General features: G+C 40.7%; 16 protein-coding genes. 3 read left to right on the forward strand and 13 right to left on the reverse strand.

Going from position 1 to position 15,190, the window contains the following annotated elements; translation table 11 throughout:
* Positions 1-27 precede the first annotated feature (27 nt).
* The 4 genes from folK to mazG all read right to left on the reverse strand — a co-directional run bounded on the left by folK (position 28) and on the right by mazG (position 3,318).
* A complete protein-coding gene (gene folK / locus A9J31_RS07370) occupies positions 28-513 on the reverse strand; it encodes a 2-amino-4-hydroxy-6-hydroxymethyldihydropteridine diphosphokinase (RefSeq protein ID WP_067763499.1) in 486 nt (161 codons plus the stop codon).
* Positions 510-1,973: a polynucleotide adenylyltransferase PcnB gene (pcnB, locus tag A9J31_RS07375; RefSeq protein WP_067763500.1), complete on the reverse strand. Its 1,464-nt coding sequence runs from the start codon at positions 1,971-1,973 to the stop codon at positions 510-512. The genes folK and pcnB overlap by 4 nt, the downstream gene beginning before the upstream one ends.
* A gap of 135 nt (positions 1,974-2,108) precedes the next feature.
* Entirely contained in the window at positions 2,109-2,510 is a 402-nt protein-coding gene (locus A9J31_RS07380) for a ComEA family DNA-binding protein (RefSeq protein ID WP_245668219.1), read from the reverse strand.
* A 13-nt stretch (positions 2,511-2,523) separates the two neighbouring features.
* A complete protein-coding gene (gene mazG / locus A9J31_RS07385) occupies positions 2,524-3,318 on the reverse strand; it encodes a nucleoside triphosphate pyrophosphohydrolase (RefSeq protein WP_067763503.1) in 795 nt (264 codons plus the stop codon).
* A gap of 106 nt (positions 3,319-3,424) precedes the next feature.
* Between mazG and A9J31_RS07390 the strand changes: the two genes are divergently transcribed.
* Both A9J31_RS07390 and A9J31_RS07395 read left to right on the forward strand, forming a co-directional pair.
* Entirely contained in the window at positions 3,425-4,192 is a 768-nt protein-coding gene (locus tag A9J31_RS07390) for an SDR family oxidoreductase (RefSeq protein WP_067763507.1), read from the forward strand.
* 163 nt (positions 4,193-4,355) lie between these two features.
* Positions 4,356-4,775, forward strand: coding sequence for a hypothetical protein (locus A9J31_RS07395; RefSeq protein ID WP_067763509.1), 420 nt, complete (start codon positions 4,356-4,358; stop codon positions 4,773-4,775).
* Positions 4,776-4,833: 58 nt separating this feature from the next.
* On the opposite strand, the gene A9J31_RS07400 is transcribed toward A9J31_RS07395, so the two are convergent.
* Entirely contained in the window at positions 4,834-5,478 is a 645-nt protein-coding gene (locus A9J31_RS07400) for a 4'-phosphopantetheinyl transferase family protein (RefSeq protein WP_067763511.1), read from the reverse strand.
* A 244-nt stretch (positions 5,479-5,722) separates the two neighbouring features.
* On the opposite strand from A9J31_RS07400, the gene A9J31_RS07405 reads away from it, so the two are divergent.
* Positions 5,723-6,292, forward strand: coding sequence for a hypothetical protein (locus tag A9J31_RS07405; protein WP_081410292.1), 570 nt, complete (start codon positions 5,723-5,725; stop codon positions 6,290-6,292).
* Between the two features lie 67 nt (positions 6,293-6,359).
* Here A9J31_RS07405 and der read toward each other — a convergent pair whose 3' ends face one another.
* From der to rlmN, 8 genes are all read right to left on the reverse strand, one after another.
* Positions 6,360-7,769, reverse strand: coding sequence for a ribosome biogenesis GTPase Der (gene der, locus A9J31_RS07410; protein WP_067763513.1), 1,410 nt, complete (start codon positions 7,767-7,769; stop codon positions 6,360-6,362).
* Between the two features lie 175 nt (positions 7,770-7,944).
* A complete protein-coding gene (bamB, locus tag A9J31_RS07415; RefSeq protein WP_067763515.1) occupies positions 7,945-9,090 on the reverse strand; it encodes an outer membrane protein assembly factor BamB in 1,146 nt (381 codons plus the stop codon).
* Positions 9,087-9,785 carry a YfgM family protein gene (locus tag A9J31_RS07420; protein WP_067763517.1) on the reverse strand — a complete coding sequence of 233 codons (699 nt, stop codon included), beginning with the start codon at positions 9,783-9,785 and terminating at the stop codon, positions 9,087-9,089. Before A9J31_RS07420 ends, bamB begins: the two co-directional genes overlap by 4 nt.
* Positions 9,786-9,815: 30 nt before the next feature.
* Complete coding sequence (gene hisS / locus A9J31_RS07425) at positions 9,816-11,111, reverse strand: histidine--tRNA ligase (RefSeq protein WP_067763519.1); 1,296 nt, start codon at positions 11,109-11,111, stop codon at positions 9,816-9,818.
* A gap of 3 nt (positions 11,112-11,114) precedes the next feature.
* Positions 11,115-12,236: a flavodoxin-dependent (E)-4-hydroxy-3-methylbut-2-enyl-diphosphate synthase gene (ispG, locus tag A9J31_RS07430; protein ID WP_067763521.1), complete on the reverse strand. Its 1,122-nt coding sequence runs from the start codon at positions 12,234-12,236 to the stop codon at positions 11,115-11,117.
* Positions 12,237-12,259: 23 nt separating this feature from the next.
* Positions 12,260-13,051, reverse strand: coding sequence for a helix-turn-helix domain-containing protein (locus A9J31_RS07435; RefSeq protein WP_067763523.1), 792 nt, complete (start codon positions 13,049-13,051; stop codon positions 12,260-12,262).
* On the reverse strand, positions 13,042-13,845 hold the full coding sequence (pilW, locus tag A9J31_RS07440; RefSeq protein ID WP_067763525.1) for a type IV pilus biogenesis/stability protein PilW: 804 nt from the start codon (positions 13,843-13,845) through the stop codon (positions 13,042-13,044). The genes A9J31_RS07435 and pilW overlap by 10 nt, the downstream gene beginning before the upstream one ends.
* Before the next feature lie 15 nt (positions 13,846-13,860).
* Positions 13,861-15,096, reverse strand: coding sequence for a dual-specificity RNA methyltransferase RlmN (rlmN, locus tag A9J31_RS07445; RefSeq protein WP_067763527.1), 1,236 nt, complete (start codon positions 15,094-15,096; stop codon positions 13,861-13,863).
* Between the last annotated feature and the right edge of the window lie 94 nt (positions 15,097-15,190).

Below are 15,190 nucleotides of genomic sequence, written 5' to 3' on the forward strand. Positions count from 1 at the left end.
ACGACTTTCACAAGTGGTCTTTCAATACTAAATATTCGCCCAATTCCCAGCATCCAAAACTGTTAAGTTTGGATTATCCAAGATGGCTAAACTTTTTAATAATTGTCCTTTAATCACTAGATTTGGATCGATATCAAGCAATGGTCGCAATACAAAATCACGCTCTAACACACCCACATGTGGAACCGTTAGACGTTCATTTTGAATCTGCTCATCACCATAAATTAACAAATCTAAATCTAATGTCCGTTCGCCCCAATGACGTAGACGAACACGACCCGACTCTTGTTCAAAGCGCTGTAATTCATCCAATAAGGCCAATGGCGCTAAATCAGTCTGAAGTTGTACAGCAGCATTTAAATAATTTGGTTGATCTTGCGGTCCCATCGGTGGACTTTGGTACAACTGGGACACTTGAAGCGGCCCCAGAGTTGCAAGTTTATGTACTGCTTCAGTCAAAATCTGAAGCGAGTCACCTAAATTACTCCCCAATCCAATATACGTCTTAATCATTGAGTTGGCCCAAAAATCACTTGGCTCAAATCCCTTTTCACACGACGACGCTTCATAATTGGATGATCTGCCCCAATTTCACCACTCGCAGAAGCAGCAACAACAGAAACAGTACGCTCATGCGCACTCACTTTCGGCTTACGTTGACGACGATTACGCGGCTCAGGCTCATTTACCAAAGGTTCAATTTCAGTTTGCTGTTGAGCATTTTTTGGCTCAACCTCATCTTGAGTCGCTTTGCGTCGATTTTTCGCACGTTGGCGGTTATATTGGCTAATGGCACGTTCTTTCTCATCCGTACTCATTTGCTGATATTCATCCCACCACAAGCCCATACCTTGCGTGCTGTCATCACCTGATTTTTCGCGCAGCAACAAGAAGTCAAAACCTGCACGGAAACGCGCATGGCCAGAAAGTGCTTCAATTTGTTGTGGTTTTGGATTTAACAAACGAGTTTGCATTTCCCAAACTTCACGAATAAATGTTTCAGCAAAACGTGGGATAATGGTACGTGTTGCTTGACGTTTTAACACGTCTAGACCAGCTTGCGCACGGGCTTCAGCAGGTACCATGCCTTTATTTAAATAAAATTGGCAACGCTCTTGGAAAGGAATCCATAACAACACTGCATAGAAAAATGCAGGGTTAATGGTCTTCCCTATCGAGATTCGTTGATCGGTATTTTTTGCTGCCAATTCAATAAATGCATTCACATCTGGTTTGATATCTGCAAATAATTGATGCCAAATACCAAAATCAATCAGCATCGGAAGTACGCGCTTCAAATGCCCCATCGTGAATAATTTTTGCGATTCATCATATAGACGATGTGGAGAGACATCACGCAGTAATTGAGTTAATTCGGGTGTAAATACATCCAAAATTTTCTCATCAATACTAAAATTCAGTTTTGCCGCAAAACGTAGAGTACGAAGCATCCGAACGGGATCTTCTTCAAATCGTAATTGCGGATCGCCCAATAAACGTAATGTCTTATGTTTGATATCATCAACTGCATTACAAAAATCAAGCACAATGCCTTTGCGTGGTTGGTAATACATGGCATTGATAGAAAAATCACGGCGGGCAAAGTCTTGTTCAATCGTGCCCCAATTATTGTCGCGTAAAATCATCCCAGCTGCTGAGGTAACAGCCTTTTTCGGTGGCGCACGGAAAGTTGCAACTTCAATTAGTTCACGGCCTGAGTAGACATGAGCAAGCTCAAAACGACGGCCAATAATTCGGCAACGTCGTCCAAAGACTTCTTTCACTTGGGCTGGAGTCGCATTGGTAACAGCATCAAAATCTTTAGGTGCATGACCAAGCATGAGGTCACGGACACCGCCCCCCACGATATAAGCTTCATAGCCTGCCTTATTTAAGGCATCAATCACATCTAAAATGGAAGAAGGTAATTGTGCGGTTGATAAACCACATTTTGACGCGCGCAAAGTTTGCAAAAGACGCTGTCTCCTACGTCTGAACGTAAAATTCTTAAGATGTTGCTAATGATATCTCTAACACAATCAAAGGGCAATTTGATTCTCCCTCTGTTGGATTCAAAGCTTAATAGATTTACAAAGTTTTCAGTTGGCTTAGAGTGCCATTCTAGCTTTATTTTTGGCAAATAAAGCTGGCCCAATCCCCTTCACCAACTGAATATCTTCAATGGTTTTAAATTTTCCATTTTTAGTGCGGTATTCCACAATGGCATCAGCTTTTTTTTGACCGATACCGTTCAATGATTGCAACTCTGCTACCGAAGCCGTATTAATGCGGATTTGATTGGCTTGTGAACTCGCTGATAATGCAGGCCGTGCTAAATAATGATTGGTTGACTGTGTCGCTGTTTGCTTTTGAGTTGAATGTTGCTGATGCTTTATAACACCCGCTTTTTTGAGTTGCTGATCTTGTGATTGCTGCAAGGCTTTCCACTCGGCATAACCCGAATTACTTTCGGCATAACCAAATGGTGAAAACAAGACAGCAATACACATCAAATAAAATACTTCAATCTTGAGTTTTTTTCTCATAATTAGCCTGTTGTTTTAAGTATAATTTCGCTTGTTCCCAAAGCTGATCCATTTCAGCCAAAGACAAGTCTTCTATATTTTTTTGTTGTAATTCAGCCTGTTGCTCAATATAAGCAAATCGACTTCTAAACTTGTGAATCGTACTCAGCAGTGCCATTTCACTCGAAACGCCTATCTTACGGCCAACATTGACCAGTGAAAATAAGCAATCTCCAAATTCATCGAATATTTCGTCGGAATTTTGCGATTTTAAAGCATCTTTCAACTCTCCCAGTTCTTCTTCAAGCTTGCCATAAGCACCATCAATATCTGCAAAATCAAAACCAATTTTTGCTACATTTTTTTGAATTGCATCTGCTTGTGACAACGCGGGTGCATGTTTTATTTCACTTAATCTAGATTGAGATTTGCCTTGCTTTTCTTGTAACTTTATTTGCTGCCAAAGTGTTGCAACATCTTCGGCACTTAACGCTGAAAATTGTTCTGCTTGAAAAACATGTGGATGGCGACGAATTAATTTATCCGTAATGGCTTGTACGACATCATGAAAATCAAAAGCCCCTTGTTCACTGTACATCTGTGACTGGAAAACCACTTGTAGTAATAAATCCCCAAGTTCATCTTTTACATCATTGACCTGCCCAGAACGTACAGCAGCTTCGACCTCATAAGCTTCTTCTATTGCATAGCGTGTCAAGCTTTCTGGCGTTTGTTGCTGATCCCATGGACATTGTTCACGAAGTTGTTTCATTACCGCCAATAACTGTTCCATGTGGACACTCACTTTTTTACTCACCAGTACATGTATTCATTCAGTTTTGTTTGCTATGCTCAAAAATCACTCAAGGATTGAGCACAAAAACTAGGAGCAGAATAACATGCAAAGTATTTTTATTAGTGGTGCTGCACAAGGAATTGGCGCAGCAATTGCTCGCTTATTTCATCAGCAAGGTTATAAAGTTGGGATATACGATATTAATGGCAGCCAAGCCCAACAAGTTGCAAATGAGTTAGGAAAAAATACCAAAGCTGGTCAGTTAGATGTAACTAATCCAGAGCAATGGCTGACCGCTCTCAAAGAATTTGAAACATGGGCCGGCAGCATTAACATCTTAGTGAATAATGCTGGGGTTTTATATTCAGGTGCTTTTGAACACACAGATTTAGCTGACCACCACAGAACCATTGATATCAATATTAAAGGGGTGATCAATGGCTGTTATACCGCTCTTCCCTTTTTAAAACGTGCTGGCTTTGCCCGTGTTATTAACTTGTCGTCAGCGTCCGCTATTTATGGTCAAGCAGACCTTGCAAGCTACTCAACTTCTAAATTTGCAGTTCGAGGGTTCACTGAAAGTTTAGATATAGAATGGCAAAAACATGGGATTCGTGTATTAGATGTTATGCCGCTATTTGTCCAAACAGCCATGGTCAAAGATATGGATGCACAAAGTATCAAGAAAATGGGGGTGAATTTAAGTGCTCAAGATGTGGCTGCACAAATTTATACTTTAGCCAATCTCAAAGAAAATGCCTTTACACCAACACACACGCCAGTAGGTGCTAAAGCCAAATTTTTATTCCATTTATCTCGCTTCAGTCCGCAGTTTGTAAACCGTTTGAGTAACCTATTTATTGCCAAATAGAATCGAAAAAAGTGATGAGTTTCAAAAAACACGAAGAATACACCAATTACATAACTTTACATTTTTGTCACATTTGAACAGGACAAAGCAACTTTTTTTGCATAATATTCGACCGTCCTTTACATAGGTCTTTTATTTTCTAACAAAAAAAGTGAAATTATTCATGAAAAAATTACTTGTACTTGCAACTGCGACAACTATTTCTATTTCTGCTTTTGCAACTACGCAATTCGCATCTTCAGAATTAAAAGCGATGGACTGTGCTACACTTGCAGTTGAAAAAGCAAACTCAAAACGTGCAATCGAAGCTGCTGACAAAAACATTGCGAACATCCAAGCATCTGCTCAAGCACCTGGCAAATCTTTAAGTAAATTTGCTGGTTTAGCTGGTGGCGCATTGGCAGCATTTGGTGGTAACTCTGAAAAAGCAGCACGTGCGGGTAACATTGCAAACAGCTTGGCTGGTGAGCAAGATACTTCTGAAGCATCTAACCTTGATATTCAACAAGCAAATAAATCTGCTGCTCAAGCAAACTTAGACAACATTGGTATCTACCAAGGTTCTAAAAAATGCAAAATCTAATCTAAATCCTGTTTAGATTAAATTTGAAAAAACCTTGTTCAGCCAGAGCAAGGTTTTTTTATGGTGAAAATTTCAATTCAATTTTTGGAAAATTAAAACCTTTGCAATTCAATGAGCTTGACCAAGCGATGGTCAGCATTACCTGTGCTAACTGAATATTCTGATAAGCAAATACACCCAATTGAGGATGATGACAAATACCGCCATTTTGTGTCGCATGACACTGTGTATTCAGCTCGGTCAAATTCAATCGAATGCCTAAACCAGATGCTTTAAGAACAGCCTCCTTGGTGGTCCAAACTTTAAACCAATAGTGTGGATCAAAATCAATACTCTCCCATTGTTTCATTTCCTCAGGGTGAAAGATGTGCTGCGCCATTTGTTCAAAGCGTACTTTTCGATTTAAGTCCTCTATATCGACACCCAAATTTGCCATTTTTTGGCTACTGGCCAAAACATAATGCTGCTGACTATGGCTATGGTTGAAATGAAAATTAGGGAAATGACTAAGATAAGGCTTACCAAATTCAGTTTTGGCAAAATCTGAGCTTTTAATTTCACTATGCAGCTTTAGGGTGAGTAATTGATTTCGATATTGATAGATCGCTTGTTTACGATGCTCAATCAGTTCTTTTCGTGTTAAACCATGTGTCAGAGGAACAATATCGTTCAGCGAACTAAAATCCAAAACTATATTCGCCATGACACTCTTGCCCCTTCTGATTATGACTTGCCTTATTTACGGTCTAGTTTACTACATCAAAATATTCAGATTAAAACGAAGCATGACATAAATATTAAACCTAGCTAAATAGCAAACCAAAATTATTTATAAAAAATAAAATATAACGTTTATTTTCAAATATTTATTTTAAATAAACCTTTATTTAGATAAAATACTCTAGTTTTTTAAATACGGTTTATTTAAATATATAGGGGTTTATAAAATGCTAAGAAAATTATTATTCGTATGTACGGTGAGTACTTTAACGTTCAATGCACACGCGGGGCTATTAGATGCTGCCGTTGCGGTGATGGGTGCACAAAATGGCGCAATTATGGACCAAGCTGAAGCGCGTATGAGTCAAAGCCGTGCTCAAGCAGCAAGTGCAGTGGCACAAGCTGATCGTGGATATGCATCTAATTTTAATCAAGCGAGCAATAGCAACAACAGTGTATATAGCACGAGCTACTTAAAAACTTTAGATTGCACCGACCTTGCTGTAGAAAAGAAAACATTTGAACGCACCTTAGAAGCGTCTGAATTAGCAGCAAGCCAAGCCACTGCTCAACAAAATAATAAAATTTCAAAATGGGCTGGACTGGCTGGAAATACCTTGTCTGCCTTTGCAGGTCAATCTGAAACTGCGGGACGTATGGGACAATTGGCAACCGCATTTTCTGGCAACAAAAATGTTCAAACAGATGCTGCAACAGCACAGCAAACCTTAGAAGTCGCGCGTGCGAATCTAGACAATATTGAAATCTATCGCCAAGCCAAAAAATGTAAAATCTAAAAAAAATTAAATATTAAACATAAAAAAGCCCATCATGTGATGGGCTTTTTTAGAAATTTAGCAGTAATTAACGTTTAAATTTCTTCTCTGCTTTCTTAAACTTCTGAACATAGCGACGTTTACGCGCTGCCGTACGTTCATCCATTTGAGACTTACGACCTTCAAATGGGTTATCTGAAGTTTTAAATTCGATGCGTACTGGTGTACCTTCAAGTTTATACACTTTACGGAATACGTTTTCTAAATAACGACGATAATCCGCGGGCGTTTTATCAACTTTGTTACCGTGTACAACAATCGTTGGTGGGTTTTGTCCACCCATGTGAGCATAACGCATTTTAATACGACGACCACCTACCATTGGTGGTTGATGCGCTTCAGTTGCATCATTCAAAATTTGCGTAATCTTCGCAGGCGACACTTTCAAGTGTGAAGAATCATAAGCACGGTGAATTGATGGGTAAAGATCACCTACACCAGTACCATGCAATGCAGAAATTAAGTGAATTTTTGCCCATGGAATAAAGTCAAAACGACGATCAACATCTAACTTACATTGTTTACGATCATATTCAGACATGTTGTCCCATTTGTTGATCGCAATTACCATGGCACGCCCTGCTTCCAGTGCATAACCAATCAAATGTAAATCTTGCTCAACAATACCATCACGCGCATCCACTACAATCACAACAACATGGGCATCTTTCATCGCTTGTAAAGTTTTCACAATTGAGAATTTCTCAATCATTTCATCAACTTTACCCTTACGACGCACACCTGCTGTGTCAATTAAAGTGTACTTACGACCGTCACGTTCAAACGGAATATAAATCGAGTCACGTGTTGTACCCGGTTGGTCAAATGCGACCACACGGTCTTCGCCTAGCAAGCGGTTTACTAGGGTAGATTTACCCACGTTTGGACGACCAATGACAGCTAAACGTAAGCCTGTATCTTGGTCATGTAAATCTGGATTTTCATCTTCAGGGACATCAGCCAATACTTCTTCAAGCATTTGCTGTACACCACGACCATGACTTGCTGCAACTTGTAAAGGCTCGCCCATACCAAGTTTAAAGAATTCAACCAAAGCAGCTTCAGCGTGTACGCCATCTACTTTGTTGGCAACCAAAAATACTTTTTTACCTAAAGTACGTAAGTCACGCGCAATTTGTTCATCAGATGCTAAAAGACCTGCACGTGCATCGACAACAAAAACAATGATGTCTGCTTCATGGATTGCAGTTTTTGACTGTTCTGCCATGTATGAATCGATACCACCTTCAGCTTCACCAATACCACCAGTATCGACAACAATGAAGGATTTATTTTGATAGGTCGCATCACCATATTTACGGTCACGAGTCAGACCGGCAAAATCAGCAACGAGAGCATCACGGCTCTTGGTAATCTGGTTAAATAACGTTGATTTTCCGACGTTCGGACGACCAATGAGCGCAATTACGGGTTTCATAGATTAACCTTTATTCCAGATCAGCCAGTTAGGTCTGGTCTGAACATCAGAAAGCTTAGGAAGAATGGAATTAGGATAAATGCCTAAAATAAATAAAAAACACGGGGCATTGACTGTTCAATCCCCCGCGTTCAAAAATACGGTTTGGCTTATTTTAACATAAGCCGCAGAAAAATTAACGATTCTGCCAAATGCTTAATGCACCCTTACGTGTAGAGACATAAAGTTGATTGTCAACCACACGTAATGTACGAACTTCACCACTGGTTTTAGAGCGTCCAACCAACTCACCTGTCGCAGGATTTAATAAGTGCAAGACACCATCTAAATCGCCAACCACAAGGTCTTGACCAAGCATCACAGGGTTACTCAAATTACGATTAAGTAATTGGTCATTTTCCCACAATTTTTGACCCGATGTAATTTCGTAAGCCACAATTTTACCATCAGTCTGAGCAACGAACACGCCATTACCAACAACTTCTGGGCGTTGAATACTGCTTGCGTCATTACTCCAAATAACTTGCTGGGTTGCCAAGTCTAATGCAGTCACTTGACCTTGATAGCTTGTAGTAATTAAGAATTGACCAGCAACAGTCGGTTCACCATCAATATCAATTAGACGTTGAATATCAGAACGACCATCGGACACTGCAACACGACGTTGTAATTTTGGCACACCGCTAATTGCATCAATCACATAGATATATGCATTTGATGAAGCAATTAAAATATTACGTGCATCAAGTGCAACTGGTGCCGCCATGCCACGTAAGCTAAATTGCACGTTTGGCAAACTGTAAGTCCAAGTTTGGTGACCTGTCGCAACTTCATTCGCGTAAACAGTGCCATCATTGGTCACAGAAATAACACGACCCGCTTGAATAAGTGATGGTGAAAGTAGCGCACCTGTTAATTGTACAACCCACTTTTGCTCACCTGTTGCTTGATCTAAAGCGAACAGTTGACCTTTGGCATTCCCGACCACAACAATGCCATCAGCTGCTTCTACGCCAGCAGTTAAGCCAGATTTAGAAACTTTTTTCTGCCACAGACGCTGTTTGCCATTAAATGCTTCAACTTCACCGTTTGGATTTACGGTAAAAACGACACCTTGATCAACATCCATACGTAAACGCAGTGGATCTGCTTCATCAGTCGACGCAACACTGTTAGAAAATACAGGGACTAAAGTTTTTGCCTGCACTAATTTCGGTAGCGGATTTGGTTTTACTTTTTCTACTTTTCCTTTGCTGGCACAACCAGTCAAAGCAAGTGTTAAAACTGTCAGCGCACAGGTAATTTTGTATTTTCTATTCATTCAGTTGCTTCCACTTGTGTATCTATAATTGGACGTTCAATTTCAGGATCATCAACTAAAACGCCTACACTTTCGAGTTTAATTTGTAAAATTTGACGTTCTTCTTGACGTTCAACCAAAGCATCCCATGCACTTTGGTAAACTTTTTTTGCATTTTCGATATCATTTTTTGCAACATAAATGTCGCCGCGAGCTTCATCAGCTGTCGCTGTAAATGCAGGTTCTTTTACAGCCTCTAATGTTTTTAAAGCTTCATCATATTTCTTTTGAGCCAATTGCGCATAAGCTAAACGCAATTTAACCAATTGAATTAAGCCTGCATCATCAACTTTAGAGTTTTCAACTTTCTTCAAAGCTTTTTCAGCATTTGCATAATCAGCTTTATCATAAGCTAATTTCGCCATAAGCAATTGAGTTTGAATGGCTTGTGGCGAGTCAGGTGCTTCTTTCACAATTTTGTCTGCAGTAGCAGAAAGTTGTGTGAACGCATCACCTGTCGCCGTTTGCGCATCATCCATCAATTGTTGCACTTTGGCTGTTTGCATTTGCGATTCAGCCAAAGTTTTCTTCTGCCAGTATTCCCATCCGAAAAAGGCAATTAACGCAATTAAAATGCCGCTAACAATGGCAGAGCCATATTTTTTAGCAAACGATTTTAAACTATCAAGTTGTGCTTCATCACTCAATGCGCTCATGAAATTACCCTTTTCCTTATGTTATATGGCTTATTTTGAAGAAATTTTTTCGATGATGAATGTAACAAATTCTGCCACATTTACTTCATGCTGTTCAGCAATAGCAAGCTCTTTCACCAAAACTTGACTCGCTGCTTGTTCACGTTCACCAAAGATCACCGCAAATAAAGCACCCGCTTGGTCTGCTTTTTTCATTTGTGATTTCATTGAACCTTGCGAACCAACTTTGAGGCGAATATTACTACCAGCTGCTTCAAGCTGGTCACGGATCTGTTCTGCAAGCACTAATGCTTTACCTTGTGTTACAGGATCAGATACCAAGAACAATTCACAGTCACGTACTGGCGTATTGTCTTCAACTTGCTCTAAAAGTAAAAGTAATCGCTCCATACCCATCGCAAAGCCAACCGCAGGTACAGATTGATCTGCTTTACCTTTTAATTGCCCCACTAAACCGTCATAACGACCACCCGCACAGACTGTCCCTTGAGAACCTAAGTGTGTTGTCGTCCATTCAAAAACGGTTTTGTTGTAGTAATCGAGACCACGAACCAATTTTTGATTAATGACAAAACTTACACCCGCCTCAGTGAGGTACTGTTGCAATTGCGCAAAATGCGCCAACGTTTCTTCACCCATGAAGTCGTGAAGTTTTGGTGCATTTTCTAGAATGCTCTGAGTTTTCGCATCTTTCGAATCCAAAATACGCAGCGGGTTTGTAGTCAAACGGCGCTGAGAATCTTCATCTAAATCTGCTTTATGAGATTCTAAGAATTCAACCAATGTAGCACGGTAGTTAGCACGTTCTTCAGACTCACCCAAGGTATTGAGTTCAAGCTGAACTTTATCTGCCACACCCATGCGTTTCCACAAACGTGCTGTCATCAGAATCAATTCAGCATCTTGATCCGGAGTTGCCACACCAAAGGTTTCTACACCAAACTGATGGAACTGACGGTAACGGCCTTTTTGTGGTTTTTCATAACGGAACATTGGGCCAACATACCACACACGCGGTGTCGCGCCACGAAGCAAGTTATGCTCAAGCATTGCACGTACACAACCAGCAGTCCCTTCTGGACGCAGCGTTAACGATTCTGGAGGATTACCCTTATCCAAAAAGGTGTACATTTCTTTTTCAACGATGTCTGTTGCATCACCAATTGAACGTTTGAACAGATTTGTTTGCTCAACAATTGGCAAACGAATTTGTTGATAACCATAAGCATCCATTAAAGATGCTAAATGTTGTTCAAGACGTCTCCACGCAGGCGTTTGCGTCGGGAGAATATCGTTAAAACCTTTAATTGCGACAATTGAACTCATGATCTACTCAGAAAAACTTGTGCGAATAATCTCTTTTGCTTTAGCGTCTTCAATATCGCTAACACGTTGACGAACCATCGCTTCGATTTCGTCAACCAACTGATTTGTGTCAATTAAATGGCTCTTTTCACCATTACGATACACCAGTGAACGTGGACTTGCACCTACTACACCGATATCCGCTTCTTTGGCTTCACCTGGACCATTCACTTTACAGCCAATCACAGATACATCCATCGGAACACGAACATCTTCAAGACGCTCTTCCAATGTTTGCATCACTTTAATCACGTTAAATTCTTGACGTGAACAGCTCGGGCAAGCAATAAAATTGATGCCGTTTGAGCGTAGCCCCAATGATTTTAGAATATCAAAACCAATTTTAATTTCTTCTTCAGGCTCTGCTGCTAATGAAATACGCATGGTGTCACCAATGCCTTCCATCAACAAACCACCTAAAGCGATCGCAGACTTGACTGAACCTGTACGGTAAACACCCGCTTCTGTCACACCCAAATGTAATGGATTATCAATTTGTGCAGACAATAAACGATAGGCATCCATAGTTAAAAACACATTTGATGCTTTTACAGATACTTTAAATTCATGGAAATTTAAGCGATCTAAAATATCAATATGGCGCATTGCAGATTCAAGTAGCGCTTGACCTGTCGGCTCACCATATTTCTTTTGAATGTCTTTTTCTAAAGAACCGGCATTTACACCAATACGCATCGAAATGTCATTGTGTTTTGCAGCGGCAACCACTTCACGAATTTTTGCTTCAGAACCAATATTGCCGGGGTTGATACGTAAACAATCTGCACCTAGATCTGCAACACGTAATGCAATTTTATAATCAAAATGAATGTCCGCAACGAGTGGTACTTGCACACGCTTACGAATTTCACCAAATGCTTCGGCCGCTTCCATACTTGGCACAGAAACACGCATGATATCTGCACCCACGTCAACACAACGTTGAATCTGAGCAACAGTCGCATCTACATCACAGGTTTCTGTGTTGGTCATACTTTGAATGCTGATCGGCGCATCACCACCGACATAGACCGAGCCAACTTTTATTTTACGTGTTGGACGGCGTTTAATTGGATTTTCAATCATGATTCAGTCTGCTCTGCTGTCCCTTAACGTGATAAACGGAATTCTGCTTTGCCGTTTACAGTGTATGGTGACAATGAAATACTTTCATTATTTAAACTTAATGACACCGCTGTAGCGTCATCCAAACGGATTTGGAATGGTGTTTCACCATTTAAATTTAAAGTCGAAGCCTGACGACCTGTCGCAAGTACTTTACCTGTCGAATCTACAATATGAACCGAGGTAGGACGATTAAAAGTTAAAGTTAACTGATCGCCTGACACTGCAGAACCACCATCCATATTTAAGACTTGAACTTCTGAGCTTGCATCTTGCGCTACAGCATCATCATTACTGCTATCCGATGACATCCCTTGCACAGCAGCCACAATTAGTCCAATCACGACTAGCACTGCCAATGCAATTAAGCCGCGCTTTAACCATTTGCGGTTGCGGTCACGATTAGAACCCGGCAATTTACCCATAATTTTAATCGGTGAATTGTTGAGTGCATGGTTCGGCAATAAACCCGTATCGTTGGCATAAATATCATCAAAACGCTGAATGATATTGGTCGCATCTACTTTCAAATATTTTGCATAGGTCCGGTAGTAACCTTTGATAAAGGTTGCTTCTGGCAAAGACTTATAGTCGTCCTGCTCAAGTGCGGTCAACGTTTTAATTGGAATATTGAGTTCTGACGAAACAGCGTCAAGTTCCAGCTTTTGTGTAATACGTACTTGACGTAAATACTCACCCGGGCGCTGTACATTTCCTAATGCATTTGGAGCGACGCTCGAACCATTCGATTGCGGTGAATTAGGATTTACTTCCATACGGCCTCAGTACTGTACTGTAATTGCAAATAGCGTTGGTATTCAGGACTTTCTGGGAACAAAGCACGCATCTGGTTCACCAGTACCTGCATACCCAAATTGTCGCCATTGGCACGAGCTGTGCGAATGCCAATCCAAAGTGCGCGAGCACCTTGGTTTTTCTGACCCACTGCACGAACAAATTGTTCATACATTTGTGTTGCAGCAGGGAATTGCTGATTCAAATAAAAAATTTCAGACAACTCTAACATTGAAACATAAGAATCACGATTAGCCTGTAAAGCTTGTTTGAATGATTTTTCAGCATTCGCTACATCGCCCACTTTCAGGTAAATACGACCTAAATTTTCCAATGCTTTGAAGCGTTGCTCATAGCCAAGTGTAGACCCAGCAATCGACAACTGTTCAATCGCGTCATTATAGCGCTCAACTTGATATAAGTACGTACCGTAGTTGTTACGTGCTTGCGAATTTTTTGAGTCAGATGAGATCGCCCGCTTAAAATAACTGTCTGCTTTTTCTAGATTCTCTTTACTGCCTTCTTGTTGCAGCAAGACACCCATCATCATATTGGCCTGTGAATCACGTGAATTCACTTCTAATGCTTGGTCTAGGGCACGCTTTGCAGCATCCAAGTCACCAGATTTTAGATGTTCAACAGCCAATTGAGTTCGAATCTTTACAGCTTTTTCCGGGTCTTTCTTACCCACGTCAGGAGTTTGACACGCACTTAATGCTAAAACCGATGCACATAAAGATGAAACGAAAGCAAACTTATAGGTTAACTTCTTCAATTGGCTGCCTCTTTATTATCCTTGTGAGCGCAGAATCTCATTTTGCTGCGCAACTTTCTTTTTCCATTGCTCCGCACGACGTGTACGGTCAGCAACTTGCCCCACTAATTGTCCACACGCAGCATCAATATCATCACCACGTGTCTGACGAATCGTACACACAAAACCGGCATCAGACAAAGTTTTTTGGAAAGAAATAATACGGTTACGGCTTGAACGACCGTATGGTGCGTGCGGGAACGGGTTAAATGGAATTAAATTAATTTTGCTTGGTAAATTTTTCAACAGCTTTAACATTTGCTGAGCATGTTCAGGATGATCGTTCACACCATCCAACATAACATACTCAATGGTCACGTGTTTACGTGAACTTTCATTGCCGTCTTTGGCAATATAACGCTGACATGCCGCAATCAATTGCTCTAATGGATATTTCTTATTAATTGGAACAAGTTCGTTACGTAATTCGTCATTTGGTGCATGTAGGGAAATTGCCAAAGCCACATCAATATCTTGCGCCAATTGATCAATCTTAGGCACCACACCTGAAGTTGACAACGTTACACGACGTTTAGACATGCCGTATGCAAAATCATCCAACATGATGCGCATCGAGTTTAATACCGCATCATAGTTTAGCAATGGCTCACCCATGCCCATCATCACGACGTTGGTCACAGAACGTTCACGATCAGCTACAGGGACATCTTCCATATAAGAATAGTTTGCCATCCACAACTGACCAATGATTTCAGCTTGGCTTAAATCTCGTTGGAAACCTTGTTTACCTGTAGAGCAGAATGAACAATCCAGTGCACAACCGACTTGTGAAGAAATACACAAAGTTTTACGTGCCCCAGTTTTATCTTCAGCAGGAATAAGTACTGTTTCAACCAATGAGCCCGCGCCATCGCCAACGCGGAACACCCATTTACGGGTACCATCTTTAGAATAATTTTTATGCACCACTTCAGGCGCTTTAATTTCACAAATTTTTTCCAGTTTTTCACGTAGTTTGCCTGAGATATTGGTCATCTCAGCAAAATCGGTCACAAAAAATTGGTGAATCCATTTCATCACCTGTCCTGCACGGAACTTCTTCTCCCCCATTTCGTCGAAGAGTTTTTCCATTTGCGGACGTGACATGCCCAGTAAATTCACTTTCTCTACAGTATTTTGCTGCGTCGGAGCGGATGGAGATTGTTGCTGTGCATCAGAAACAGCTGATGTAGCGACTACTTCAGTACTCATGTGTAATTACCTAAACCATGTCTAAAGATAAAAAGGAGATGCTCAGTATTTGAGCGAAGGATTATTCAGGGAATAAAAAAACCAGACAAGCAGT

The sequence above is a fragment of the Acinetobacter gandensis genome (assembly GCF_001678755.1).
Classification (GTDB): domain Bacteria; phylum Pseudomonadota; class Gammaproteobacteria; order Pseudomonadales; family Moraxellaceae; genus Acinetobacter; species Acinetobacter gandensis.

Coding starts and splice junctions, on each gene's coding strand:
- folK (WP_067763499.1), bottom strand. CDS start 513: ATGATTAAGACGTATATTGGATTGGGGAGTAATTTAGGTGACTCGCTT.
- A9J31_RS07405 (WP_081410292.1), top strand. CDS start 5,723: ATGCTAAGAAAATTATTATTCGTATGTACGGTGAGTACTTTAACGTTC.
- A9J31_RS07400 (WP_067763511.1), bottom strand. CDS start 5,478: ATGGCGAATATAGTTTTGGATTTTAGTTCGCTGAACGATATTGTTCCT.
- A9J31_RS07420 (WP_067763517.1), bottom strand. CDS start 9,785: ATGAGCGCATTGAGTGATGAAGCACAACTTGATAGTTTAAAATCGTTT.
- der (WP_067763513.1), bottom strand. CDS start 7,769: ATGAAACCCGTAATTGCGCTCATTGGTCGTCCGAACGTCGGAAAATCA.
- mazG (WP_067763503.1), bottom strand. CDS start 3,318: ATGGAACAGTTATTGGCGGTAATGAAACAACTTCGTGAACAATGTCCA.
- hisS (WP_067763519.1), bottom strand. CDS start 11,111: ATGAGTTCAATTGTCGCAATTAAAGGTTTTAACGATATTCTCCCGACG.
- bamB (WP_067763515.1), bottom strand. CDS start 9,090: ATGAATAGAAAATACAAAATTACCTGTGCGCTGACAGTTTTAACACTT.
- A9J31_RS07390 (WP_067763507.1), top strand. CDS start 3,425: ATGCAAAGTATTTTTATTAGTGGTGCTGCACAAGGAATTGGCGCAGCA.
- A9J31_RS07435 (WP_067763523.1), bottom strand. CDS start 13,051: ATGGAAGTAAATCCTAATTCACCGCAATCGAATGGTTCGAGCGTCGCT.
- ispG (WP_067763521.1), bottom strand. CDS start 12,236: ATGATTGAAAATCCAATTAAACGCCGTCCAACACGTAAAATAAAAGTT.
- A9J31_RS07380 (WP_245668219.1), bottom strand. CDS start 2,510: ATGTGTATTGCTGTCTTGTTTTCACCATTTGGTTATGCCGAAAGTAAT.
- A9J31_RS07395 (WP_067763509.1), top strand. CDS start 4,356: ATGAAAAAATTACTTGTACTTGCAACTGCGACAACTATTTCTATTTCT.
- rlmN (WP_067763527.1), bottom strand. CDS start 15,096: ATGAGTACTGAAGTAGTCGCTACATCAGCTGTTTCTGATGCACAGCAA.